Below are 21,153 nucleotides of genomic sequence, written 5' to 3'. Positions count from 1 at the left end.
GAGAACAATAAATGGCGACTCATGAGCACTATTACGTTCCCGCCCAGAGCAAATGGCCGATCATTGCCACGGTGGGCATGTTTGTCACCGTGTTCGGCCTGGCCACCTGGTTCAACGACCTCAAGGCCGCGCGCCCGGAATCCCATGGCCCGCTGATCTTTTTCGTCGGTGGCCTGCTGCTGGCCTACATGCTCTTCGGCTGGTTCGGCGCGGTGATCAAGGAAAGCCGCGCCGGGCTCTACAGCGCCCAGCTCGACCGCTCGTTCCGCTGGGGCATGAGCTGGTTCATCTTTTCCGAAGTGATGTTCTTCATCGCCTTCTTCGGCGCGCTGTTTTACGTGCGGCATATGTCCGGGCCGTGGCTCGGCGGCGAGGGGCACAAAGGCATCGCCCATATGCTGTGGCCGAACTTCGAGTTCGTCTGGCCGCTGCTGAACAACCCCGACCCCAAACTGTTCCCGGCGCCCAAAGGCACCATCAGCCCCTGGGGCCTGCCCCTGCTGAACACGGTGCTGCTGGTCAGCTCCAGCGTCACCGTGACCATCGCCCACCACGCGTTGAAAAAAGGCCATCGCGGCGCGCTGAAAATCTGGCTGGCGCTGACCGTGCTGCTCGGTTGTGCCTTCCTTGGCTTCCAGGCCGAGGAGTACATCCACGCCTATCACGAGTTGGGCCTGACCCTGGGGTCCGGCGTGTACGGCGCGACCTTCTTCATGCTCACCGGCTTTCACGGGGCCCACGTCACCATCGGCACCCTGATCCTGTTTGTGATGCTGATGCGGGTGATGAAGGGGCATTTCGATGCCGAGCACCAGTTCGGCTTCGAGGCGGCCAGTTGGTACTGGCACTTCGTCGATGTGGTGTGGATCGGTCTGTTCGTTTTCGTCTACGTGCTCTGAGGCGCGCCTACCAGGGCGCGTGGGACACCAACTGGCCGCTGAAGAAACCCCAGGCAATCAAGCCGACGGTGATCGCGGCCAGGCACACGCGAATGGTCAGGCTGGTGAGCACGCGGTTGGAGTGACTGTCGTCCCTGACCAGAAAGAACAGGCCGCTGAACAGGCTGATTACCGTGGCTATCAGCATCAGGACGATCGCTGCTTTGAGCATGGTCGGACTCCGGGGGGAACTGCGATGCGCTTGAGTATAGCTAGCCGATTTCTCGACCCTGTGGCGCAAGCATGAGGCGCTTTCGCCCGGGCATCCTGCCGACCCTGGTGGTGCTGGCGTTGCTGCCTGTGCTGGTGGGCCTGGGCTTCTGGCAGCTGTCGCGCGGCGAACAGAAACGCGAGCTGCTGGCCAGCTACGCCGAGCGCCGGGTGGCCGAGCCGATGTCGCTCTATGAACTGCATGGCACCGAGGATCCGGCGTTTCGCCGGGTGCGCCTGCACGGGCATTTCGATGCCGCCCACAGCCTCCTGCTGGATAACCGCATGCATGACGGCAAGGTCGGCGTGGAGCTGCTGCAACCCTTTCTCGACCAGGCCAGCGGGCTCTGGCTGCTGCTCAATCGCGGCTGGCTGCCCTGGCCCGACCGCCGCACCCCGCCGGTGTTCAGCACCCCTGACTCAAGCCTGAGCCTGGAGGCCTGGGTCTACGTCAGCCCCGGTGCGACCTTCCAGCTGCATGCCGACCCGACAGGCGCGAGCTGGCCGCGCCTGGTCACCGCGGTCGATCCGGCCAGGCTCTGGAGCGAGCTGGGGCGTGGCGGCTTTAGCTATGAACTGCGCGCAGAAGGCGGCCCCGGCACCTACGTCACCGAATGGCCGGTGGTGGCCATGGGCCCGGAAAAACACCTGGCCTACGCCGTGCAGTGGTTCGCCATGGCCCTGGCGCTGCTGGCTCTGTACCTCTACCTCGGATGGCACAACGCAAGGGAGAAAAACCATGGGAACGGCCATGAATCCACCCAACACATCTGACGCACCGCGCACGAAAAGCCGCGGGCGCTGGCAACTGATCCTGATCGTGGCCATGGTCATCGGCCCCATGATCCTCGCCACCGGCATGTACAAGTTGCAGTTCTGGGTGCCGGAAAGCCGCAGCTACCATGGCGAACTGATCGGCAATGGCCAGACCCGGGCCGATATCGGGGTGCAGGCCGACGAAGAGCGCTGGCAGATCCTGGTCACCGCGCCCAAAGAATGCGCCGTGGATTGCCAGCAACTGGTGTACCTGGCGCGGCAGATCCAGGTCGCCCTCGGCCGTGATGCCTCCCGGGCCAGCCATGCGTTGGCCAGTGCCCAGCCCCTGAGCGCCGAGTACAGCGCCAAGCTGCAACGTGAATACCCGCAACTGCAACGCTACCCGCTGGACCTCTCGACCTTCAGCCGCAACGCCAATGACCAGGGCGCGCCGCAGCTGTGGATCGTCGACCCGCACAGCAACCTGGTGCTGCGCTACGACGCCCGGGTCAAGGGCAAGGACCTGCTCAACGACCTGCGCCACCTGTTGAAACTGTCGAACATCGGATAAGGGCACCGTCATGGCCAAACCTGGATTTCGCCTCGCGCTGTTTGCCACCCTGCTCGCACTGATCGTGGTGTTGCTCGGCGCCTACACCCGGCTGACCCACGCCGGCCTGGGCTGCCCGGATTGGCCAGGCTGCTACGGCTTTATCAGCGTGCCCAAAAGCGAGGCCCAGCTGGCCCATGCCGAACTGCACTTTCCCGATGCGCCAGTGGAGGCCCACAAGGGCTGGAACGAGATGGTCCATCGCTACTTCGCCGGGACCCTGGGCCTGCTGATCGTGGCCCTGGCCGCCCGCGCCTGGACCCATCGCCGCCATCCGGGGCAGCCGTTGAAGCTGCCGCTGTTCCTGTTGTTCGTGGTCTTCGCCCAGGCGGCCTTCGGCATGTGGACGGTGACCCTCAAGCTCTGGCCGCAGGTGGTGACGGCGCACCTGCTGGGCGGTTTCGCCACCTTGAGCCTGCTGTTTTTGCTGACTCTGCGCCTGTCCGGGGTCCTGCCGGCGCTGATCGTGCCGCGTCGCCTGCAGTATTGGGCCACGGCGGGGCTGGTGCTGGTTATCGGGCAGATCGCGCTGGGCGGCTGGGTCAGCTCCAACTATGCGGCGGTGGCCTGTATCGACCTGCCGACCTGCCACGGCCAGTGGTGGCCGAATGCGGACTTCGCCAATGGCTTCCATCTGACCCAGCACATCGGCCCCAACTACCTGGGTGGGCAGCTGGACAGCGATGCCCGCACCGCCATTCACCTGACCCACCGCATCGGCGCGCTGCTGGTGACCCTGGTGTTGCTGGGTCTGGCCTGGCAACTCAAGCAGGTGGGCATGACTCGCCTCGCCGGGCTGGTGCTGGTGGCGCTGGCGGCGCAGGTCGGCCTGGGCATCAGCAACGTGTTGTTCCACCTGCCGCTGCTGGTGGCCGTGGCCCACAACGCCGGCGGCGCGGCGCTGCTGCTGAGCCTGGTGCTGGTCAACTATCACGCCCGTACCAGCCTGGTCCGGGCTCGGCGCCAATGGCCCCTGGGCTGGCGCCTCAGCCCGCGTAAACAGCCGGTTGGGCCCATAACCATAAAAGGAGAGATGCCATGGCGACTTTGATCGGCGAGCGTCACAGCCAGGCGATCTGGCGCGACTACCTGGAGCTGACCAAGCCCAAGGTGGTGGTGCTGATGCTGATCACCTCGCTGGTGGGCATGTTCCTCGCCACCCGCGCCGGCGTGCCGTGGACGGTACTGGTGTTCGGCAACCTGGGGATTGGCCTGTGCGCGGGCGGTGCGGCGGCGGTCAATCACGTGGTGGACCGACGCATCGATGCAGTGATGGCCCGCACCCACAAGCGGCCGCTGGCTGAAGGCCGGGTGTCGCCGGCGGCGGCGCTGACCTTTGCCCTTGCTCTTGCCCTGGCCGGTCAGGCCTTGCTGCTGACCTTTACCAACCCGCTGACGGCCTGGCTGACCCTGGCATCGCTCTTGGGTTACGCGGTGATCTATACCGGCTTTCTCAAGCGCGCCACGCCGCAGAACATCGTGATCGGCGGCCTGGCCGGGGCCGCACCGCCGCTGCTGGGCTGGGTGGCGGCCACCGGGCATGTCAGCGCCGAACCCCTGCTGCTGGTGCTGATTATCTTCGCCTGGACCCCGCCGCACTTCTGGGCCCTGGCGATCCATCGCAAGGAGGAATACGCCAAGGCCGATATCCCGATGCTGCCGGTGACCCACGGCGAGCATTACACCAAGGTGCATATCCTGCTCTACACCTTTGCCCTGCTGGCCGTGAGCCTGCTGCCTTTCGTCATCCACATGAGCGGCGTGCTGTACCTGGTGTGCGCCCTCGGATTGGGCGCGCGGTTTCTGCAATGGGCCTGGGTGCTGTACCGTGGCACTCGGCCGCACGCGGCGATCAACACCTTCAAGTACTCTATTTACTACTTGTTCCTGCTGTTTATCGCCCTTCTCGTAGACCACTACCTAGTGTTGAACCTATGACTCGAACTCAAAAAACCGTCTTTATTCTCGTTGCCCTGGTGGCCCTGGTCCTGGGGCTCACCGTCAATAAAGTGCTGTCCGGCAAGGGCCAGGGTGATCCGACTGCGCTGATCGACGCCGGGATCATCCTGCTGCCACAGAGCCGCAACCTGCCGGATGTGCAGATGATCGATCAGGACGGCCAACCGGTGGTGGTCAACCAATTGAAGGGCAAGTGGAGCCTCCTGTTCTTCGGCTATACCTTCTGCCCCGATATCTGCCCGACCACCCTCGCCCAGCTGCGCCAGATCAAAAGCGAGCTGCCCAAGGAGGCGGTGGCCAACCTGCAAATCATTCTGGTCAGCGTCGACCCGAACCGCGATAACCCCAAGCAGCTCAAGCAGTATCTGGGTTACTTCGACCCGGAGTTCAAGGGCCTGACCGCCGCTTCGGTGGAAGACCTGCAGAAGCTGGCCAACGCGGTGAGCATCCCCTTTATCCCGGCGGATACCAGCAAGCCCAACTACACCGTCGACCACAGCGGCAACCTGGCCGTGATCGGCCCGGACGGCACCCAGCGCGGCTTCATCCGCGCGCCCCTGAACAACCAGAAACTCGTGGTCCAACTGCCGGTGATGTTGAAGCGCTAGCCATTCGATCGCCGAGGCCCTGTAGCATCTGCCGAGGCCAAAACAAAACGGGGCGCCCTAAGGCGCCCCGTTTTTGTATCGGTAGCAATCAGAACGCTGGCAGTACTGCGCCTTTGTACTTCTCGAGAATGAATTGCTTCACTTCCGGGCTGTGCAGGGCGGCAACCAGTTTCTGCAGGGCAACCGAGTCCTTGTTGTCAGGACGGGCCACCAGGATGTTCACGTAAGGCGAGTCCTTGCCTTCGATCACCAGGGCGTCCTTGGACGGATCCAGCTTGGCTTCCAGGGCGTAGTTGGTGTTGATCAGCGCCAGGTCGACCTGGGTCAGCACGCGCGGGATGGTGGCGGCTTCCAGTTCGCGGAATTTCAGGTCCTTGGGGTTCTCGCTGATGTCCTTGATCGTCGACAGGATGTTGGTCGAGTCCTTGAGCTTGATCAGGCCGGCTTTATCCAGCAGCAACAGGGCGCGGCCACCGTTGGTAGCGTCGTTGGGGATCACCACGTTGGCGCCGCCTGGCAGTTCGTCGAGCTTCTTGAACTTGTTGGAGTAGGCGCCCAGGGGTTCCAGGTGCACGCCGGCCACGCTCACCAGTTGCGTGCCCTTGGCCTTGTTGAACTCATCCAGGTACGGCTGGTGCTGGAAGAAGTTGGCGTCCAGGCGCTTTTCGGCCACTTGCACGTTGGGCTGGATGTAGTCGGTGAAGACTTTGACCTTGAGGTCCACGCCTTCTTTGGCCAGTGCCGGTTTGACGAATTCCAGGATCTCGGCGTGGGGCACCGGGGAGGCGGCCACGGTCAGGGTTTCGGCAGCGTGCGCGGAGAACGCGGCAACGGCTGCGAAAGCGACGAGTAGTTTTTTCATCCAGCAAACTCCTTGTGAGGCGCCCGTCGCCGGGCGTCGGCCATGCGTTATTTTCGGGAAAAATGCACCACCAGCTTATCGCCGACGGTCTGCAGAACTTGAACCAGCACCAGCAACAGGATCACCGTGACCACCATCACATCGGTCTGGAAGCGCTGGTAACCAAAGCGGATCGCCAGGTCGCCCAAACCGCCGGCACCCACCACCCCGGCCATGGCCGTGTAGGACACCAGGGTAATCGCGGTCACGGTAATGGCGGCAAAGATGCCGGGACGCGCTTCGGGCAGCAAGGCATTGGTAATGATCTGTCGGGTGGTGGCGCCCATGGCCTGGGTGGCCTCGATGATGCCGCGGTCGACTTCACGCAGGGCCGTCTCCACCAGCCGCGCAAAGAACGGCGTGGCCCCGACTACCAGGGGCGGGATGGCGCCGCCGACACCCAGGGAAGTGCCGGTGATCAGGACGGTGAACGGGATCATCACGATCAGCAAAATGATGAAAGGCAGCGAGCGCAGGATATTCACGATCAGCGACAGCAAGGCATACACCGACTTCTGCTCCAGCAGCTGCCGTGGGCTGCACAGAAACAGCAGCACGCCCAGGGGCAGGCCGAGCAGCACGGTGAACAGCAGCGAGCCGCCGAGCATCATCAGGGTGTCGCCGGTGGCCAGCCAGATTTCAATCCAGTCGATATTGGCGAAGAAAGCATCCATCAGCGCAGCACCTCCATATGCACATCGGCCGCGGTGAAGCGGGCGAAGGCCGCTTCCATGTCACCGCCGGTCACGGCCAGGGTCAGTTGCCCATAAGGGGTGTCTTTGATGCGGTCGATGCGTCCGGCGAGAATGCTGTAGTCGACCCCGGTCTCGCGGGCCACGGTGCCCAGCAGCGGCGCGTAGGTGGCGTCGCCCTGGAACGTCAGACGCACGATGCGCCCCGGCACGTGAGCGAAATCGTCGCGCTGTTCGTTTTCGTCGATCTGCTCGTTTTCCTGGACGAAACGCTTGGTGGTCGGGTGCTTGGGGTGCAGGAACACATCGGCCACTGCACCTTGCTCGACGATCACGCCGGCATCCATCACCGCCACCTGGTCGCAGACGCGGCGGATCACGTCCATTTCATGGGTGATCAGCACGATGGTCAGGTTCAGCTCGCGGTTGATCTCGGCCAGCAGTTGCAGGACCGACGCAGTGGTTTGCGGGTCCAGGGCACTGGTGGCTTCGTCGCAGAGCAGGATTTTCGGCTTGGTGGCCAGGGCGCGGGCAATGCCGACGCGCTGCTTCTGGCCTCCGGAAAGCTGGGCCGGGTATTTCTTGGCGTGATCGGCGAGGCCGACGCGATCCAGCAGCTCGGCGACCCGTTTGTCGATCTCGCTGCGGGGCATTTCGCCGGCCAGGGTCAGGGGCAAGGCCACGTTGTCGGCCACGGTCTTGGACGCCAGCAGGTTGAAGTGCTGGAAAATCATCCCGACCTGCTGGCGGAAGCGCCGCAGGCCATAGGCGTTGAGCAGGGTGACAGCCTCGCCGTCGACGATGATCTCGCCGCCGCTGGGGTCTTCCAGGCGGTTGATCAGGCGCAGCAGGGTACTTTTGCCCGCGCCGGAATGGCCGATGATGCCGAACACCTGGCCTTCCTCGACACGCAGATTGGTCGAATGCAGGGCGGGAATATCCTTACCGGCGACCCGGTAGGTTTTATGGACGTCTTGAAACTCGATCACGTAGCGAACCTTGTGGGGCGCGTTGGAAAAAGGGTCAGCGGTTAGCCGGGCGCGCATTTTAGCCTGTCCGTATAGAGGTTCTTAGCATTTATTTCTTATTCATCCTTCGATTTGGCAATAACGCGATCAAAGGTCATAAAAAAGGAACGGCCACAGCGGCTCGCCAGTCACTACTTAAGCAACTCGAAAGCTCCCAGGTGCCGTGCCTGGGGACCTTGCTCATGAAACCCAGGCCTGCTGGGGATTCGCAAAACGAGGAGTTTTTGTCTGATGAGTACCAAGAAGCCAAACCCAGCAAAAAGCCAGCTGGCCGGGACCGACACCCTGGATCGGGGCAACACCAACAGCAAGCTGCAAAGCCTGGAACCCTTTCGCTCGGACGCCACCGAGCAAGCCCTGCGCACCAACCAGGGGGTCAAGGTCGCCGATAACCAGAACACCCTGAAGGCCGGTGCCCGCGGGCCTTCGCTGCTGGAAGACTTCATCATGCGTGAGAAAATCACGCATTTTGACCATGAGCGCATTCCGGAGCGCATCGTCCACGCCCGCGGCGTCGGCGCCCATGGCTACTTTCAGACCTACGACAACCATTCGGCCCTGACCAAGGCCGGTTTCCTGCGGGACCCGGGGAAGAAAACCCCGGTCTTCGTCCGTTTCTCCACGGTGCAGGGCCCCCGTGGCTCGGGTGATACCGTGCGTGACGTGCGTGGCTTTGCCGTGAAGTTCTTCACCGACGAGGGCAACTTCGACCTGGTGGGCAACAATATGCCGGTGTTCTTTATCCAGGATGCGATCAAGTTTCCGGACTTCGTGCACGCGGTAAAACCCGAGCCGCACAACGAAATACCCACTGGCGCTTCGGCCCACGATACGTTCTGGGATTTCGTCTCGTTGCAGCCGGAGTCGGCGCACATGGTGATCTGGGCCATGTCCGACCGCGCCATTCCGAAAAGCCTGCGCACCATGCAAGGCTTTGGCGTGCACACCTTTCGCCTGGTGAATGCCGAGGGCAAGTCCAACTTCGTCAAGTTCCACTGGCGTCCGACTGCGGGCACGTGCTCCCTGGTGTGGGACGAGGCGCAGAAGCTGGCAGGCAAGGACACCGACTTCCACCGGCGTGACCTCTGGGAGTCGATCGAAGGCGGCGACTACCCGGAATGGGAGTTCGGCGTACAGATCATTGCCGAGGAAGACGAGCACAACTTCGACTTCGACATCCTCGACCCGACCAAGCTGATTCCCGAAGAGCTGGTGCCCATCACGCCCCTGGGCAAGATGGTGCTCAACCGCAACCCGGATAACTACTTTGCCGAGACCGAGCAGGTGGCGTTCTGTCCCGGGCATATCGTGCCGGGCATCGACTTCTCCAATGACCCGCTACTGCAGGGTCGGCTGTTTTCCTACACCGATACCCAGATCAGCCGCCTGGGTGGCCCGAATTTTCACGAGCTGCCGATCAACCGTCCGGTCACGCCGTTTCATAACGGCCAGCGCGATGCCATGCACCGCACCACCATCGACAAGGGTCGCGCCTCCTACGAGCCGAACTCGATCGACGGCGGCTGGCCGAGGGAGACGCCACCTGCGGCCCAGGATGGCGGTTTCGAGAGCTATAACGAGCGCATCGATGCGCACAAGATCCGCGAACGCAGCGAATCCTTCAGCGATCACTTCTCTCAGGCGCGGCTGTTCTTCAAGAGCATGAGCGCCCACGAGCAGGAGCACATCATTGCGGCCTACAGCTTCGAACTGGGCAAGGTCGAGCGCCAGTGGATCCGCGAGCGCCAGGTCAACGAGATCCTGGCCAATATCGACCTGGGCCTGGCTGCACGGGTCGCCGAGAACCTCGGCCTGCCGGCACCTAAAGCCGGCACCGTCGGCGTGCCCGAGCCAGCCCTGGATCGCTCGCCGGCCCTGAGTCAGGCCAACCTGCTGTCAGGGGATATCAAAACCCGGAAAGTCGCGATTCTGGCGGCCAATGGCGTCGACGGTGCGGCGATCGCCGCCATTAAGAAAGCCCTCGAGGCTGCCGGTGCCCACGCCAAATTGCTCGGCCCGACGTCGGCGCCGGTGACCACGGCCGATGGCAAGAGCCTGGCGGTGGACGCGTCGATGGAAGGCTTGCCGTCAGTGGCCTTTGACGCCGTATTCGTGCCCGGCGGCGCCAAGTCGATCCAGGCCCTGAGTGGCGATGGCGTGGCCCTGCATTACCTGCTGGAAGCCTACAAGCACCTCAAGGCGATTGCCCTGAGTGGCGAGGCCAAGCAGTTGCTGGATGTGCTGAAGCTGGAGGCGGATGCGGGCTTGATCGTCGGCGGTGATGCCAAGGCGATCAAGGCGTTTTTCGCGGCGATTGCCCAGCACCGGGTCTGGGCGCGGGAGCCCAAGGCCAAGGCAATTCCGGCGTGAGCTGACTGCAGCGCTATCGCCGGCCCGACGACTCCAGCAGGAGACGCCGGGCCGGCGCTCGAGGTCGGCGCCTGAGGTTATTGGGCCTTGCGTGGGCTCAAGACGATCTGCGCGGGGATGTGGCGCAGGATCTGCCGTTCGATCTTCAGATCGAAACCGGCATCGAGTTTCTTCACCCGTTTGCTCAGCAACGTCGCCAGCCAGGGGTAATCTTCGGTGCGCGGGGCCTGGATGCTCACGTCACACTGATAATTCACCACATCGCTGGCGATCGCGTCGAGTTGGCGCCGCATTTGCCGAATATCCTTCAAGTTCAGCGCAACGGTGGTGCTTTCGGCTGTCGGGTCGATCACCTTGGCCGCAGGTTTGGCTTCGGCGGCTTTCAGCGCAGCTTCGGCCTGCTCGAGTTCGGCCTTGCGGGCGTGGGCGATGGCGTTGTTGACGCCGCCGGTGAGGGCCGGTGCCTTCGGCATCAGCGCCCGGGCGCGGCTCAGCGCGGTGGCGGCGGCGTTGACATCACCCTTTTGCAGCACGATCTGGCTGCGCTGCAGATAGGCTTCGGCCAATTGCCGTTGATAGGGTTCCAACTGCGGGTCGTTGGGCGACTGGGCCTGCAACGCGGCAAGTTGATCCTCGGCGGTGGCCAGCTCGCTGCTGGCGATGTTTTGTTGCAGCTGCGCGATCGCCGTGGCCCGTGCGTCGGGGACCTCGGTGGCCGCCGGCGGCGTGCTTTGGCAGGCGCCCAGTAGCAGGGAAAATGCGACAAGGAGCAGATAACGGGAGGCGAACGGCTTCATTCCTGCGACTCTCTAATTGCGCAAAAAACGAGCAAGTCTACACCCCTCGACGGGGCAGGACAAAACTCAGCAGAAACAGCGCGGCGGCAGTGACCACAATCGAGGGTCCGGCCGGGGTGTCCTTGAACCAGGACAACGCCAGCCCGCCGCACACCGCGAGCATGCCCAGCAGGCTGGCGCCGAGGGCCATCTGCTCCGGCGAGCGGGCGTGGCGCTGGGCGGCGGCGGCCGGGATGATCAACAGCGAGGTGATCAGCAAAACCCCGACAATCTTCATCGCGACCGCGATCACCACGGCGATCAGCAGCATCAGCACCAGGCGCAACGCGGCTACCGGCAAGCCTTCGACCCGTGCCAGCTCTTCGTGCACGGTCACCGCCAGCAGCGGTCGCCACAGGGCGACCAGCAACAGCAATACCAGGGCGCTGCCGCCGAGGATCCAGCCCAGGTCACCGGGGCTGATCGCCAACAGGTCGCCGAACAAATAGGCCATCAGGTCGATCCGCACCTCATGCATGAAGCTTAGTACCACCAGCCCCAGGGACAGGGTGCTGGGCGCGAGAATCCCCAGCAGGGTGTCGGACGCCAGTGGCTGGCGCTGTTGCAGCGTGACCAGCAGCACGGCCAGCAGCAGGCAGCCGACGGTCACCGCGACGGTCGGGCTGACATCCAGCAGAAAGCCCAGGGCCACGCCAAGCAGGGCGGCGTGGGACAGGGTGTCGCCGAAATACGCCATGCGGCGCCAGACCACGAACGAACCCAGGGGGCCTGCGACCAGTGCCAGAGCAAGACCTGCAAGCAGGGCGTAGAGCAGAAAATCAGCCATGCTTGCAGCTTTCTCCATGGACATGAACGTGGCCTGCGGCGGCCTCGGTGGTGACCACCGACCCGTGCAGGTCATGGGCGTGGTCGTGGTGGTGGTGATAGATCGCCAGGCTTTGCGCGTTCTTGCCAAACAGTTCGACGAAGGCCGGGTCGCCGCTGACTTGCTCGGGGTGCCCGGAGCAGCAGACGTGACGGTTGAGGCACACCACCTGGTCAGTGGTGCTCATCACCAGGTGCAGGTCGTGGGAGACCATCAGCACCCCGCAGCCGTGGCGGTCGCGCAGGCGGGTGATCAGGCTGTACAGCTCGGCCTGGCCAGCGACATCGACGCCCTGCACCGGCTCGTCGAGCACCAGCAGTTCAGGCTCGCGCAGCAGGGCTCGGGCCAGCAGCACGCGCTGCATCTCGCCGCCGGACACGCTCTGCACCGGGCTGTCGATCACGTGTTCGGCGCCGACTTCCTTGAGCGCGGCCAGGGCCCGAGGGCGGTCCACCCCCGGTACCAGGCGCAAGAAGCGCAGGACCGACAGCGGCAAGGTCGGGTCGACATGGAGTTTTTGCGGCATGTAGCCCACGCGCAGCTTGGGCTTGCGCCAGACCGTGCCCCTGTCGGGCTTGAGCAGGCCGAGCACGGCCCGCACCAGGGTGGTCTTGCCGGCGCCGTTGGGGCCGATCAGGGTCACGATCTGTCCCGGCTCGACGCTGAGCTGGATATTGTCCAGTACGTTCTGCCCGGCAAAGGTCACGGCGACCTGATCGAGGCGAATCAGCGCAGTGCTCATCAAGCCCCCTGGCAGCCCGAGCACAGACCGACGACTTCGACGGTCTGGCCTTCGACGATAAAGCCGACATCGCGGGCACTGCTGACGATCGCGTCGCTGATGCTGGCTTGTTCAAGTTCGATGGCAGCGTGGCATTCACGGCAAATCAGAAACTGGCCCTGATGCGCATGCTCCGGATGGTTGCAGCCGACAAAGGCATTGAGCGATGCGATGCGGTGTACCAGGCCGTTTTCCAGAAGGAAATCCAGGGCGCGGTACACCGTCGGTGGCGCGGCGCGGCGGCCGTCCTGCTCGCTGAGTACGGCGAGGATGTCGTAGGCGCCCAACGGCTTGTGGCTTTGCCACACCAGTTCCAGCACCCGCCGGCGCAGGGCGGTCAGGCGCAGGCCTTGCCGGGCGCACAGGGCGTCAGCCTCAGACAGTGCGCTGTGCACGCAATGAGAGTGGTCGTGGGGACGGCTGGCGAGCGGTGTTTTAGGCATGAGCGGCGACGATAGTTGTGAGAGACGTTATTATGTTACCTGTTCTCGCCTCCTCGAGTGGTCATCGTGTCCCGACTTTTTGCCCTTTTTGTCGCTTTTACCGTCAACCTGTTCGTGATCGGCGCTGCCCAGGCCGAAGTTCAGGTGCTGACCAGCATCAAACCCTTGCAGCTGATTGCCGCTGCGGTACAGGACGGCGTTGCCGTTCCCGAGGTACTGCTGCCGCCTGGCGCCTCGCCGCACAACTATGCGTTGCGCCCTTCGGATGTGCGCAAGGTGCAGTCGGTCGACCTGCTGTACTGGATTGGCCCGGACATGGAGGGGTTCCTGCCTCGGGTGCTCAAGGGCCGGACCCTGCCGTCCGTGGCGCTTCAGGACATTCCCGGGCTCAAGCTTCGCCGTTTTGCCGAAGATAGCCACTCCCACGCCGAAGATGCCGACGAACACGACCACGATCATCGCCCCGGCAGCCTGGATGCCCACCTCTGGCTTTCCCCGGTCAACGCCCGCGTGATCGCTGCACGCATGGCCGCCGACCTGAGCGCTGCCGACCCTGCCAATGCCGCGCTCTACCAGAGCAACCTCAGCGCCTTCGAAGGCCGCCTGGACGCCCTGGACGCACGTCTGAAGCAGCGCCTGGCGGGTATCGCCGGCAAACCCTATTTCGTGTTCCACGAAGCGTTCGATTATTTCGAAGACGCCTACGGCCTCAAGCACACAGGCGTGTTCAGCGTCGCGGCGGAAGTCCAGCCCGGTGCGCAGCACGTCGCGGCGATGCGCACGCGCTTGCAGGAAGTCGGCAAGACTTGCGTATTCAGCGAGCCGCCGCTACGCCCGCGGCTGGCGGAAACCCTGATCGCCGGGCTGCCGGTGAAGCTGGCCGAGCTAGATGCCTTGGGCGGCTACACGCCGGCTACGGCTCAGGGTTATGAGCAGGTGCTGGAAAAGCTCGGCAATGACCTGGCGGGTTGCCTGGAGTCGCTGTAAAGCCGGGCCTGTGGCGAGGGAGCTTGCTCCTGTTGGACCGAGCAGTCCCATGCCCAGGCCACGCGGCACTGGAGCCCGAGCGGGCCCCGGTGCCACCAGCCTTCAGAACGCGAAAGGCAGAGGGGTATCGACGCTCTGGCGCTGCGCCAGGCGTTGCTGAAACTCCATCGGGTCGTGAATCAGCACGTCCTGCCCGGCAAACGATTCGGCGGCGATCAACCGTGACAGCCAGAACCGCACGCAGGCTACGCGCAACAGGGTCGGCCACAGTTGAGCCTCGGCAGCGCTGAACGGGCGCAGGGCAGCATAGGCCCCGAGCAGGGCCCGGGCGCGAGGGCCATCGATCACGCCTTCGTCGTCCGAACACCAATCGTTCAGGGCAATTGCCACGTCATACAGCATCGGGCCTGAGCAGGCGTTGTAGAAGTCGATCAGCCCGGTCAGGTGCGTGCCTTCGAACATCGCATTGTCGCGAAACAGGTCGGCATGGATGTTCGCCCGGGGCAGCGCCAGGATCTTTACCTTCTGCTCGGTGATTTCATCCAGCGCCCGCTGCAGCAGTTCACGTGCATCGTCCGGCAGATGGGACAGCAGCTGGTTGCCATGCTCCTGCATCCAGTCCAGCCCACGATCGGTCTTGCGCTTGATCATGTTGTCTTTGGTGGCCAGGTGCAGATGCCCCAGCAGTTCGCCGACTTGTGCGCAGTGCTGGGCGTTGGCCTGCTTGATGTGCTTGCCGGCCAGGCGCGGCTGCAGCAGTGCAGGTTTGCCGGCCAGCTCGCGCAGGGCCTGGCCGTCGGTGGTGCGCAGCGCGTACGGCACTGGCAAATCGGCGTTGTGCAGGACGTCCAGCAGTTCGATGAAGAACGGCATTTCCTGGACAGGACCGCGCTCGACCAGGGTCAGGACAAACTCGCCCTGCTCCAGGCTGATGAAGAAATTGGTGTTTTCGCTACCAGCGGCGATTCCCTGGAAATCAAGCAGACGGCCGAGCCCGTAAGGGGCGAGAAAGGTTTCCAGCTCGGGCCGAGCCAGGGGGGTGAACACAGACATGGTTAAAACTGCCAGTACGGGCGCGGCTGGGCAGCCAGCGCCGATTAAAGTTGAGAGCGTTTTACCACTCGAAAATTTTCCACGCCGGGATCAGCATATCCGGCTGATCCGAGCGGATGAAGTTGCCATCCGAGCCATCGGCACGTACCAGAAAGTACGGTTTGCCGCCCTTTGGCGTGATCTTGATGGCGTACAGGAAACCGTTTTGGCGGTATTCCTGAATGGTCTTGTCGCCTTCCGTGCGAATGGTGACGTCCGGATCCGCTGATGGCGCGTCCTCTGCCGCGATTACTGCCAATGGTGTCACTGCAATCAAGCTGGCCAGCAGCAAGCGATTTAGTGTGCGCATGATAACCTTGTCCCTTTGTCGTCAACGGTCCCGCTATTCTAGCGCCGGACCCGCCGAAAAGGTTGATCCTGCTCATGAGCCAAGCCCCCCTCGTCCTGGTGGACGGTTCGTCTTACCTGTACCGCGCGTTCCACGCCCTGCCCCCGCTGACTACGTCCAAAGGCCTGCCGACTGGCGCGGTCAAGGGCGTGTTGAACATGCTCAAAAGTCTGCGCAAGCAGTACCCAAACAGCCCGTTCGCGGTGGTGTTCGACGCCAAGGGTGGGACATTTCGCGATGACATGTACGCCGAGTACAAGGCCAACCGCCCAAGCATGCCCGACGACATGCGGGTGCAGATCGAGCCCTTGCATGCCAGCGTGATTGCCCTGGGGTTCCCGCTGTTGTGCGTCGAAGGGGTCGAGGCCGACGATGTGATCGGCACCCTGGCCCGCAGCAGCGCGGCAGCCGACCGCCCGGTGGTGATCTCCACTGGCGACAAAGACATGGCACAGCTGGTGGACGGGCACATTACTCTGGTCAACACCATGACCGGTAGCAGCATGGACGTGGAGGGCGTGAAGGAGAAATTCGGTGTCGCTCCCGAGCAGATCATCGATTACCTGGCGCTGATGGGCGACTCTTCCGACAACATTCCGGGCGTTCCGGGTATCGGCCCCAAGACCGCTTCGGGGCTGTTGGTGGGGGTCAATGGCGGGCTCAAAGAGCTCTACGAGCAGTTGGATATTGTGCCGACTCTGCCGATTCGGGGGGCCAAGACCCTGCCGGCCAAGCTCGAAGAGCACAAGGAAATGGCGTTCCTGTCCTACCAGCTGGCGACCATCAAGATCGACGTGCCGCTGGATATCGGCCTGGACGACCTGCACCTGGGTGAGCCGGACCGCGAAAAACTGGCCGAGCTCTACAGCCTGCTGGAATTCAAGAGCTGGCTCGATGAGCTGCAACGCGATGCCAAGCGCACCGAGCTCAGCGCCGCAGCCCAGACGGACCTGCTGACCGATGCGCCGGTTGCCGAAGTCGAAGCTGCGGTTACCGTCGAGGCGCAGTACGAAACCATCCTCGACCAGGCTCGATTCGATGTCTGGCTGGAGAAACTGCGCAATGCCGAGCTGATCGCCTTTGATACCGAAACCACCGGTATCGACGCGCAGCAAGCGCAGCTGGTGGGATTGTCGTTCGCGGTGAAGGCCAATGAAGCGGCCTACATTCCGTTGACCCATACCTACATTGGCGTGCCAGAGCAGTTGGATCGCGACAGCGTGCTGCTGGCCTTGAAGCCGATTCTGGAAGATCCGGCCAAACTCAAGGTCGGCCAACATGCCAAGTTCGACATGAACATCCTGGCCAATTGCGCCATCGGCGGCGATCAGGCCAACGGCATCACGGTGCGCGGCGTCGCCTTCGACACCATGCTTGAGTCCTACGTGCTCAATTCCACCGCCACCCGGCACGACATGGACAGCCTGGCCCAGAAGTACCTGGACCACAGCACCGTGAGCTTCCAGGACATCGCCGGCAAAGGCGCCAAGCAACTGACCTTCGATCAGATCGCCCTCGAACAGGCCGGCCCTTACGCCGCCGAAGACGCCGATGTGACCCTGCGCCTGCACCAGGCCCTGCATCAGAAGCTGGCCGCGATCCCGAGTCTGGCCAGTGTCTTGACCGATATCGAAATGCCGCTGGTGCCGGTCCTGGCCCGCATAGAGCGCCAGGGCGCTTTGGTCGATGCCGCCCTGCTGGGTGTGCAGAGCATCGAGCTGGGCGAGAAGATGATCGCGCTGGAGCGTGAAGCCTTCGAGATTGCCGGTGAAGAGTTCAACCTGGGTTCGCCCAAACAGTTGGGCGCGATCCTCTACGAAAAACTGGGTCTGCCGGTGCTGAAGAAGACCGCCAAGGGCCAGCCTTCGACCGCCGAAGAGGTGCTGGCCAAACTGGCCGAAGATGACTACCCGCTGCCCAAGGTGCTGACCCAGTACCGTTCCATGAGCAAGCTGAAAAGCACCTACACCGACCGCCTGCCGGAGCAGATCAACCCGCGTACCGGGCGGATTCACACGTCTTATCACCAGGCGGTGGCGTCTACCGGTCGTTTGTCGTCCAGCGATCCGAACCTGCAGAACATCCCGGTGCGTACGGCCGAGGGTCGACGAATCCGCCAGGCCTTCGTCGCCCCGGCGGGCTACAAACTGCTGGCGGCGGACTATTCGCAGATCGAACTGCGGATCATGGCTCACCTGTCCAAGGACGAAGGTTTGCTCAACGCCTTCCGCAACAACCTCGATGTGCACACGGCCACGGCTGCCGAAGTGTTCCGGGTTGAGCTGACGGATGTGTCCTCGGATCAGCGGCGCAGCGCCAAGGCCATCAACTTCGGCCTGATCTACGGCATGGGTGCGCAGAAGCTGGGCAAGGACATCGGCGTCGATACCAAGCAGGCCAAGGCTTATATCGATACCTACTTCGCCCGTTATCCCGGGGTGCGCGAATACATGGACCGCACCCGCGCCCAGGCTGCGGATCAAGGCTACGTCGAAACCTTCTTCGGTCGCCGCCTGTACCTGCCGGAGATCAACTCCAACAAGCCTCAGGAACGTGCTGCTGCCGAGCGCACCGCAATCAACGCGCCGATGCAGGGCACGGCGGCGGACATCATCAAGAAAGCCATGGTGGCGGTGGACAATTGGCTTGCCGACTCGGGGCTGGATGCCCGGGTGATCCTGCAGGTACACGATGAACTGGTGCTGGAAGTGCGCGAGGACCTGGTGGAACAGGTCAGCCAGGAAATCCGGGTGCACATGAGCGGTGCCGCGGTCCTGGATGTGCCGCTTCTGGTGGAAGTGGGGGTGGGAAACAACTGGGATGAGGCCCACTAAGGGGCGTTTTTCGAGGGCTTTGCCGCGGCATAGTGTCGCGGCAAAGGCTGGCGAAGGGCTATTAGCGCCGAAAATTTCATCGGTTATCGCCAAGAGTTTTTTGGCCTTCCCGGAACTATTTCAGTGAAACGCTACTCAGAGTTACTGAATGGCTGGTGAAGCCCTTCAATGCTCCTATGTTGTGTTAAGTGTTGGCAGATATCTGGACCCCGCCCTAACGGTCCGGACCTTAGACCCCGAACTTCCCCCTCCCCATACGAAGTCCGGGGTTTTTTTTGCCTGCAGGAAACTGCCCGTCTACCTCACAGGCAGCCCCCACCGGCCTTTCAGGCCTCGACTTCAGCGCCTTTGTCGGCCAGTTCCATCCAGTCCGCCAGTACGGTGTAGGCCTCTTCCAGGCCCATGCGCTTGGGCGCCGAGAAGAGTTGGATGCTGATGCTGTCGCCCCAGCCTTTGCGGATATCGGCCTGGACCTTGAGCAGGGTGTTCTTGGCTGCGCCGTAGGTCAGCTTGTCGGCCTTGGTCAGCAGAATGTGCATCGGCATGCCGCTGGCCATGGTCCAGTCGAGCATCAGCAGGTCGAAGTCGGTCATTGGATGACGGATGTCCATCATCAGAATCAAGCCCTTCAAGCTCTCGCGGCTGCCCAGGTAGGCTTCCAGGTGGCGCTGCCAGTGCAGCTTGAGCGGGATCGGCACCTTGGCATAACCGTAGCCCGGCAGGTCGACCAGACGGCGTTCATCGTCTAGCTTGAAGAAGTTCAACAGCTGTGTGCGCCCCGGGGTTTTCGAGGTGCGCGCCAGGCTGGCGTGGGTCAGGGTGTTCAGGGCGCTGGATTTGCCGGCGTTGGAACGCCCGGCAAAGGCCACTTCAAAGCCTTCGTCGTCGGGGCATTGATCGACTTTGGCGGCGCTGAGCATGAAGGTGGACTGTTGGCACAGGCCGAGAATGGGGTTTTTCAGTTGCATGGGATTTCCGATAGGGGCGGTGCCGAGAATGGGTGCGGCAAGCAGTTCATTTCCGTTTCAGTAGCGCCAGTATATAATGTCGCAGATTTTGTGTGTGCTTTGTCCCGGCGTAGGATGAAGTTCACGAGAGCGATAGACCTTGATTGCGCATTAGAACGCAGAACGCTCTCAAACCCTGAAAAGGTCGTTTTATGACGAAGTGGCTGCTAGCTGCCGGTGTCTTGATGCCGCTTTACAGCGCTCAGGCTACACAGGATCCGGAAGCCATGTACAACCGTGCTTGTGGTGCCTGCCATGCCGGACAGCTGCCAAACGCTCCCCAAAAGGGTGACAAGGCAGCTTGGGCGCCGAGGTTGGCGCAAGGTATGGAGACGCTGGTGCAACACGTGACCCAGGGTTTCAAGGCGATGCCGCCGCGTGGTTTGTGCATGGAATGCAGTGCCGAGGATTACCGAGTCATCATCCTTTGGATGAGCGAGTGATCCCGGTCCATAACTCTTTAACCCTTAGCCGTAGTTGGATTAGCTGATGAACAAATTGATCGTGAGTCTGCTGTTGACCTTGGGCATCACGGGCGTGGCCCATGCTGCGGGCGACGCTGCTGCAGGCCAGGCAAAAGCCGCTGTATGTGGTGCTTGCCATGGTCCGGATGGGAACAGCATGGCGCCTAACTTTCCAAAACTGGCGGGTCAGGGTGAGCGTTACCTGAACAAGCAGTTGCACGACATCAAGTCCGGAAAGCGGCAGGTGCTGGAAATGACTGGCCTGCTGACCAACCTGAGCGATCAGGACCTGGCTGACATCGCCGCCTACTTTGCCAGCCAGAAAGGCAGCGTGGGTGCGGCAGATCCCAAGGTCGTGGCTCGCGGCGAAGAACTGTTCCGCGGCGGCAAGCTGGACCAGGGCATGCCAGCCTGCACCGGTTGCCACTCGCCAAACGGCACGGGCAACGCAGCTGCCGGCTTCCCGCACCTGGGTGGTCAGCACGCTCAATACGTGACCAAGCAGCTGACCGACTTCCGTGAAGGCAATCGCACCAACGACGGCGACACCATGGTCATGCGCAGCATTGCGGCCAAGCTCAGCAACAAAGACATCGAAGCGGTGTCCAGCTACATTCAAGGCCTGCACTAAGGCCGGCGCGATCGAACGATGCCCGGGCGGTTGCGTTGGCAGCGTTAATGATCGATTAATCTGTCGGTGCAAAGATAAAGGGTGGCTCAGGCCGCCCTTTTTTATGGCGTCTGCCGCTACACTAGCGAACTCAAGCCCGCCATGGCCTGTCTGAACTCAGGTCGCGCGAGGCGCCCTTATTTGTTCAGGAGTAAAGCATGCGTAATCTGATTCTGAGCGCCGCTCTCGTCACCGCCAGCCTGTTTGGCATGACCGCTCAAGCCGCCGAGCCGATTGTTGCCGGTAAACAATATGTCGAGCTGAGCAACGCGGTTCCGGTTGCGGTGCCTGGAAAGATCGAAGTGGTCGAGCTGTTCTGGTACGGCTGCCCACACTGCTACGCCTTCGAGCCGACCATCAACCCATGGGTTGAGAAGCTGCCGGCCGATGTCAATTTCGTACGCATTCCCGCCATGTTCGGCGGTATCTGGAACGTCCACGGCCAGCTGTTCATCACACTGGAAGCCATGGGTGTCGAGCACAGCGTCCATAAAGCCGTGTTCGAAGCCATCCATAGCGGCAAGAAACTGGCGACCCCTGAAGAAATGGCCGAGTTCCTGGCCGGCGAAGGTGTCGACAAGGACAAGTTCCTGAGCACCTACAACTCGTTCGCCGTCAAAGGCAAGGTTGAAGACGCCAAGAAGAAGGCCCAGGCCTACCAGATCTCCGGCGTACCGACCATGGTCGTCAACGGCAAGTATCGCTTTGACCTGGGCAGCGCCGAAGGTCCAGAAGGTGCCTTGAACGTCGCTGACCAGCTGATCGCCAAAGAGCGAGCGGCCAAGTAAGCGG

The 21,153-nt window shown here is 62.6% G+C and carries 23 protein-coding genes; 12 read left to right on the top strand and 11 right to left on the bottom strand.

What is annotated here, in order from left to right; translation table 11 throughout:
- Window positions 1-11: 11 nt before the first annotated feature.
- Window positions 12-899, top strand: coding sequence for a cytochrome c oxidase subunit 3 (locus tag AC19YX_RS29875; protein ID WP_020295020.1), 888 nt, complete (start codon window positions 12-14; stop codon window positions 897-899).
- 7 nt (window positions 900-906) lie between these two features.
- Here AC19YX_RS29875 and AC19YX_RS29870 read toward each other — a convergent pair whose 3' ends face one another.
- Window positions 907-1,110: a twin transmembrane helix small protein gene (locus AC19YX_RS29870; RefSeq protein ID WP_020295021.1), complete on the bottom strand. Its 204-nt coding sequence runs from the start codon at window positions 1,108-1,110 to the stop codon at window positions 907-909.
- A gap of 71 nt (window positions 1,111-1,181) precedes the next feature.
- Between AC19YX_RS29870 and AC19YX_RS29865 the strand changes: the two genes are divergently transcribed.
- Genes AC19YX_RS29865 through AC19YX_RS29845 form a run of 5 tightly spaced genes read left to right on the top strand, consistent with a single transcriptional unit; the run spans window position 1,182 to window position 5,081 of the window.
- Window positions 1,182-1,922 (top strand): SURF1 family protein, encoded by a 741-nt coding sequence (locus AC19YX_RS29865; protein ID WP_500607687.1) that lies wholly within the window; start codon window positions 1,182-1,184, stop codon window positions 1,920-1,922.
- Window positions 1,888-2,475: a PA_0111/PP_0108 family redox-active disulfide protein gene (locus tag AC19YX_RS29860; protein WP_078470276.1), complete on the top strand. Its 588-nt coding sequence runs from the start codon at window positions 1,888-1,890 to the stop codon at window positions 2,473-2,475. The genes AC19YX_RS29865 and AC19YX_RS29860 overlap by 35 nt, the downstream gene beginning before the upstream one ends.
- 10 nt (window positions 2,476-2,485) lie before the next feature.
- Window positions 2,486-3,565 (top strand): COX15/CtaA family protein, encoded by a 1,080-nt coding sequence (locus AC19YX_RS29855; RefSeq protein WP_421548124.1) that lies wholly within the window; start codon window positions 2,486-2,488, stop codon window positions 3,563-3,565.
- The gene (gene cyoE / locus AC19YX_RS29850; RefSeq protein ID WP_020295025.1) at window positions 3,553-4,452 is read left to right on the top strand and encodes a heme o synthase; all 900 of its coding nucleotides are present in this window, start codon (window positions 3,553-3,555) and stop codon (window positions 4,450-4,452) included. Before AC19YX_RS29855 ends, cyoE begins: the two co-directional genes overlap by 13 nt.
- On the top strand, window positions 4,449-5,081 hold the full coding sequence (locus AC19YX_RS29845; protein WP_020295026.1) for an SCO family protein: 633 nt from the start codon (window positions 4,449-4,451) through the stop codon (window positions 5,079-5,081). Before cyoE ends, AC19YX_RS29845 begins: the two co-directional genes overlap by 4 nt.
- An 88-nt stretch (window positions 5,082-5,169) precedes the next feature.
- Here the strand turns inward: AC19YX_RS29845 and AC19YX_RS29840 are convergent, their stop codons facing one another.
- The 3 genes from AC19YX_RS29840 to AC19YX_RS29830 are packed head-to-tail and all read right to left on the bottom strand — an operon-like array spanning window position 5,170 to window position 7,663.
- A complete protein-coding gene (locus tag AC19YX_RS29840) occupies window positions 5,170-5,943 on the bottom strand; it encodes a MetQ/NlpA family ABC transporter substrate-binding protein (protein ID WP_078470274.1) in 774 nt (257 codons plus the stop codon).
- A gap of 47 nt (window positions 5,944-5,990) precedes the next feature.
- The gene (locus AC19YX_RS29835; protein WP_078470273.1) at window positions 5,991-6,656 is read right to left on the bottom strand and encodes a methionine ABC transporter permease; all 666 of its coding nucleotides are present in this window, start codon (window positions 6,654-6,656) and stop codon (window positions 5,991-5,993) included.
- Window positions 6,656-7,663, bottom strand: coding sequence for a methionine ABC transporter ATP-binding protein (locus AC19YX_RS29830; RefSeq protein WP_500607715.1), 1,008 nt, complete (start codon window positions 7,661-7,663; stop codon window positions 6,656-6,658). Before AC19YX_RS29830 ends, AC19YX_RS29835 begins: the two co-directional genes overlap by 1 nt.
- A 270-nt stretch (window positions 7,664-7,933) precedes the next feature.
- Here AC19YX_RS29830 and katE point away from each other — a divergent pair, with 270 nt between their 5' ends.
- Complete coding sequence (katE, locus tag AC19YX_RS29825; protein ID WP_500607686.1) at window positions 7,934-10,072, top strand: catalase HPII; 2,139 nt, start codon at window positions 7,934-7,936, stop codon at window positions 10,070-10,072.
- Between the two features lie 77 nt (window positions 10,073-10,149).
- Here the strand turns inward: katE and AC19YX_RS29820 are convergent, their stop codons facing one another.
- From AC19YX_RS29820 to zur, 4 genes are read right to left on the bottom strand one after another with little or no spacing between them, the layout of a single operon-like run.
- Entirely contained in the window at window positions 10,150-10,869 is a 720-nt protein-coding gene (locus AC19YX_RS29820; protein WP_500607685.1) for a PA5502 family lipoprotein, read from the bottom strand.
- A 37-nt stretch (window positions 10,870-10,906) separates the two neighbouring features.
- Window positions 10,907-11,695 carry a zinc ABC transporter permease subunit ZnuB gene (gene znuB, locus AC19YX_RS29815; protein WP_020295032.1) on the bottom strand — a complete coding sequence of 263 codons (789 nt, stop codon included), beginning with the start codon at window positions 11,693-11,695 and terminating at the stop codon, window positions 10,907-10,909.
- Entirely contained in the window at window positions 11,688-12,476 is a 789-nt protein-coding gene (znuC, locus tag AC19YX_RS29810) for a zinc ABC transporter ATP-binding protein ZnuC (protein WP_500607684.1), read from the bottom strand. Before znuC ends, znuB begins: the two co-directional genes overlap by 8 nt.
- Window positions 12,476-12,958, bottom strand: coding sequence for a zinc uptake transcriptional repressor Zur (gene zur / locus AC19YX_RS29805; protein WP_020295034.1), 483 nt, complete (start codon window positions 12,956-12,958; stop codon window positions 12,476-12,478). Before zur ends, znuC begins: the two co-directional genes overlap by 1 nt.
- Before the next feature lie 57 nt (window positions 12,959-13,015).
- On the opposite strand from zur, the gene AC19YX_RS29800 reads away from it, so the two are divergent.
- A complete protein-coding gene (locus tag AC19YX_RS29800) occupies window positions 13,016-13,945 on the top strand; it encodes a zinc ABC transporter substrate-binding protein (protein ID WP_500607683.1) in 930 nt (309 codons plus the stop codon).
- A gap of 102 nt (window positions 13,946-14,047) precedes the next feature.
- Here AC19YX_RS29800 and AC19YX_RS29795 read toward each other — a convergent pair whose 3' ends face one another.
- Both AC19YX_RS29795 and AC19YX_RS29790 read right to left on the bottom strand, forming a co-directional pair.
- Window positions 14,048-14,998, bottom strand: a complete 951-nt coding sequence (locus AC19YX_RS29795) for a homoserine kinase (protein ID WP_078470269.1) — start codon at window positions 14,996-14,998, stop codon at window positions 14,048-14,050.
- 61 nt (window positions 14,999-15,059) lie between these two features.
- Complete coding sequence (locus AC19YX_RS29790) at window positions 15,060-15,347, bottom strand: DUF2782 domain-containing protein (protein ID WP_020295037.1); 288 nt, start codon at window positions 15,345-15,347, stop codon at window positions 15,060-15,062.
- Window positions 15,348-15,421: 74 nt separating this feature from the next.
- On the opposite strand from AC19YX_RS29790, the gene polA reads away from it, so the two are divergent.
- Complete coding sequence (gene polA / locus AC19YX_RS29785; RefSeq protein WP_500607682.1) at window positions 15,422-18,220, top strand: DNA polymerase I; 2,799 nt, start codon at window positions 15,422-15,424, stop codon at window positions 18,218-18,220.
- Between the two features lie 326 nt (window positions 18,221-18,546).
- Here the strand turns inward: polA and yihA are convergent, their stop codons facing one another.
- Entirely contained in the window at window positions 18,547-19,188 is a 642-nt protein-coding gene (gene yihA / locus AC19YX_RS29780; protein WP_020295039.1) for a ribosome biogenesis GTP-binding protein YihA/YsxC, read from the bottom strand.
- A 191-nt stretch (window positions 19,189-19,379) separates the two neighbouring features.
- On the opposite strand from yihA, the gene AC19YX_RS29775 reads away from it, so the two are divergent.
- The 3 genes from AC19YX_RS29775 (at window position 19,380) to AC19YX_RS29765 (ending at window position 21,149) form a co-directional block, all read left to right on the top strand.
- A complete protein-coding gene (locus AC19YX_RS29775; protein ID WP_078470267.1) occupies window positions 19,380-19,670 on the top strand; it encodes a c-type cytochrome in 291 nt (96 codons plus the stop codon).
- Between the two features lie 46 nt (window positions 19,671-19,716).
- Window positions 19,717-20,322, top strand: coding sequence for a c-type cytochrome (locus AC19YX_RS29770; RefSeq protein ID WP_020295041.1), 606 nt, complete (start codon window positions 19,717-19,719; stop codon window positions 20,320-20,322).
- A gap of 197 nt (window positions 20,323-20,519) precedes the next feature.
- Complete coding sequence (locus tag AC19YX_RS29765) at window positions 20,520-21,149, top strand: thiol:disulfide interchange protein DsbA/DsbL (RefSeq protein WP_500607681.1); 630 nt, start codon at window positions 20,520-20,522, stop codon at window positions 21,147-21,149.
- Window positions 21,150-21,153: the final 4 nt, after the last annotated feature.

This window comes from Pseudomonas sp. MF09150, assembly GCF_059862355.1.
The sequence above is the reverse complement of the archived record's forward strand: the minus strand, read 5'-3'. Positions and strand labels throughout refer to the sequence as shown.

Coding starts and splice junctions, on each gene's coding strand:
- znuB (WP_020295032.1), bottom strand. CDS start 11,695: ATGGCTGATTTTCTGCTCTACGCCCTGCTTGCAGGTCTTGCTCTGGCA.
- AC19YX_RS29855 (WP_421548124.1), top strand. CDS start 2,486: ATGGCCAAACCTGGATTTCGCCTCGCGCTGTTTGCCACCCTGCTCGCA.
- AC19YX_RS29845 (WP_020295026.1), top strand. CDS start 4,449: ATGACTCGAACTCAAAAAACCGTCTTTATTCTCGTTGCCCTGGTGGCC.
- AC19YX_RS29770 (WP_020295041.1), top strand. CDS start 19,717: ATGAACAAATTGATCGTGAGTCTGCTGTTGACCTTGGGCATCACGGGC.
- AC19YX_RS29790 (WP_020295037.1), bottom strand. CDS start 15,347: ATGCGCACACTAAATCGCTTGCTGCTGGCCAGCTTGATTGCAGTGACA.
- cyoE (WP_020295025.1), top strand. CDS start 3,553: ATGGCGACTTTGATCGGCGAGCGTCACAGCCAGGCGATCTGGCGCGAC.
- AC19YX_RS29795 (WP_078470269.1), bottom strand. CDS start 14,998: ATGTCTGTGTTCACCCCCCTGGCTCGGCCCGAGCTGGAAACCTTTCTC.
- katE (WP_500607686.1), top strand. CDS start 7,934: ATGAGTACCAAGAAGCCAAACCCAGCAAAAAGCCAGCTGGCCGGGACC.
- yihA (WP_020295039.1), bottom strand. CDS start 19,188: ATGCAACTGAAAAACCCCATTCTCGGCCTGTGCCAACAGTCCACCTTC.
- AC19YX_RS29820 (WP_500607685.1), bottom strand. CDS start 10,869: ATGAAGCCGTTCGCCTCCCGTTATCTGCTCCTTGTCGCATTTTCCCTG.
- polA (WP_500607682.1), top strand. CDS start 15,422: ATGAGCCAAGCCCCCCTCGTCCTGGTGGACGGTTCGTCTTACCTGTAC.
- AC19YX_RS29765 (WP_500607681.1), top strand. CDS start 20,520: ATGCGTAATCTGATTCTGAGCGCCGCTCTCGTCACCGCCAGCCTGTTT.
- AC19YX_RS29835 (WP_078470273.1), bottom strand. CDS start 6,656: ATGGATGCTTTCTTCGCCAATATCGACTGGATTGAAATCTGGCTGGCC.
- AC19YX_RS29840 (WP_078470274.1), bottom strand. CDS start 5,943: ATGAAAAAACTACTCGTCGCTTTCGCAGCCGTTGCCGCGTTCTCCGCG.
- AC19YX_RS29865 (WP_500607687.1), top strand. CDS start 1,182: ATGAGGCGCTTTCGCCCGGGCATCCTGCCGACCCTGGTGGTGCTGGCG.
- zur (WP_020295034.1), bottom strand. CDS start 12,958: ATGCCTAAAACACCGCTCGCCAGCCGTCCCCACGACCACTCTCATTGC.
- AC19YX_RS29870 (WP_020295021.1), bottom strand. CDS start 1,110: ATGCTCAAAGCAGCGATCGTCCTGATGCTGATAGCCACGGTAATCAGC.
- AC19YX_RS29860 (WP_078470276.1), top strand. CDS start 1,888: ATGGGAACGGCCATGAATCCACCCAACACATCTGACGCACCGCGCACG.
- znuC (WP_500607684.1), bottom strand. CDS start 12,476: ATGAGCACTGCGCTGATTCGCCTCGATCAGGTCGCCGTGACCTTTGCC.
- AC19YX_RS29875 (WP_020295020.1), top strand. CDS start 12: ATGGCGACTCATGAGCACTATTACGTTCCCGCCCAGAGCAAATGGCCG.
- AC19YX_RS29775 (WP_078470267.1), top strand. CDS start 19,380: ATGACGAAGTGGCTGCTAGCTGCCGGTGTCTTGATGCCGCTTTACAGC.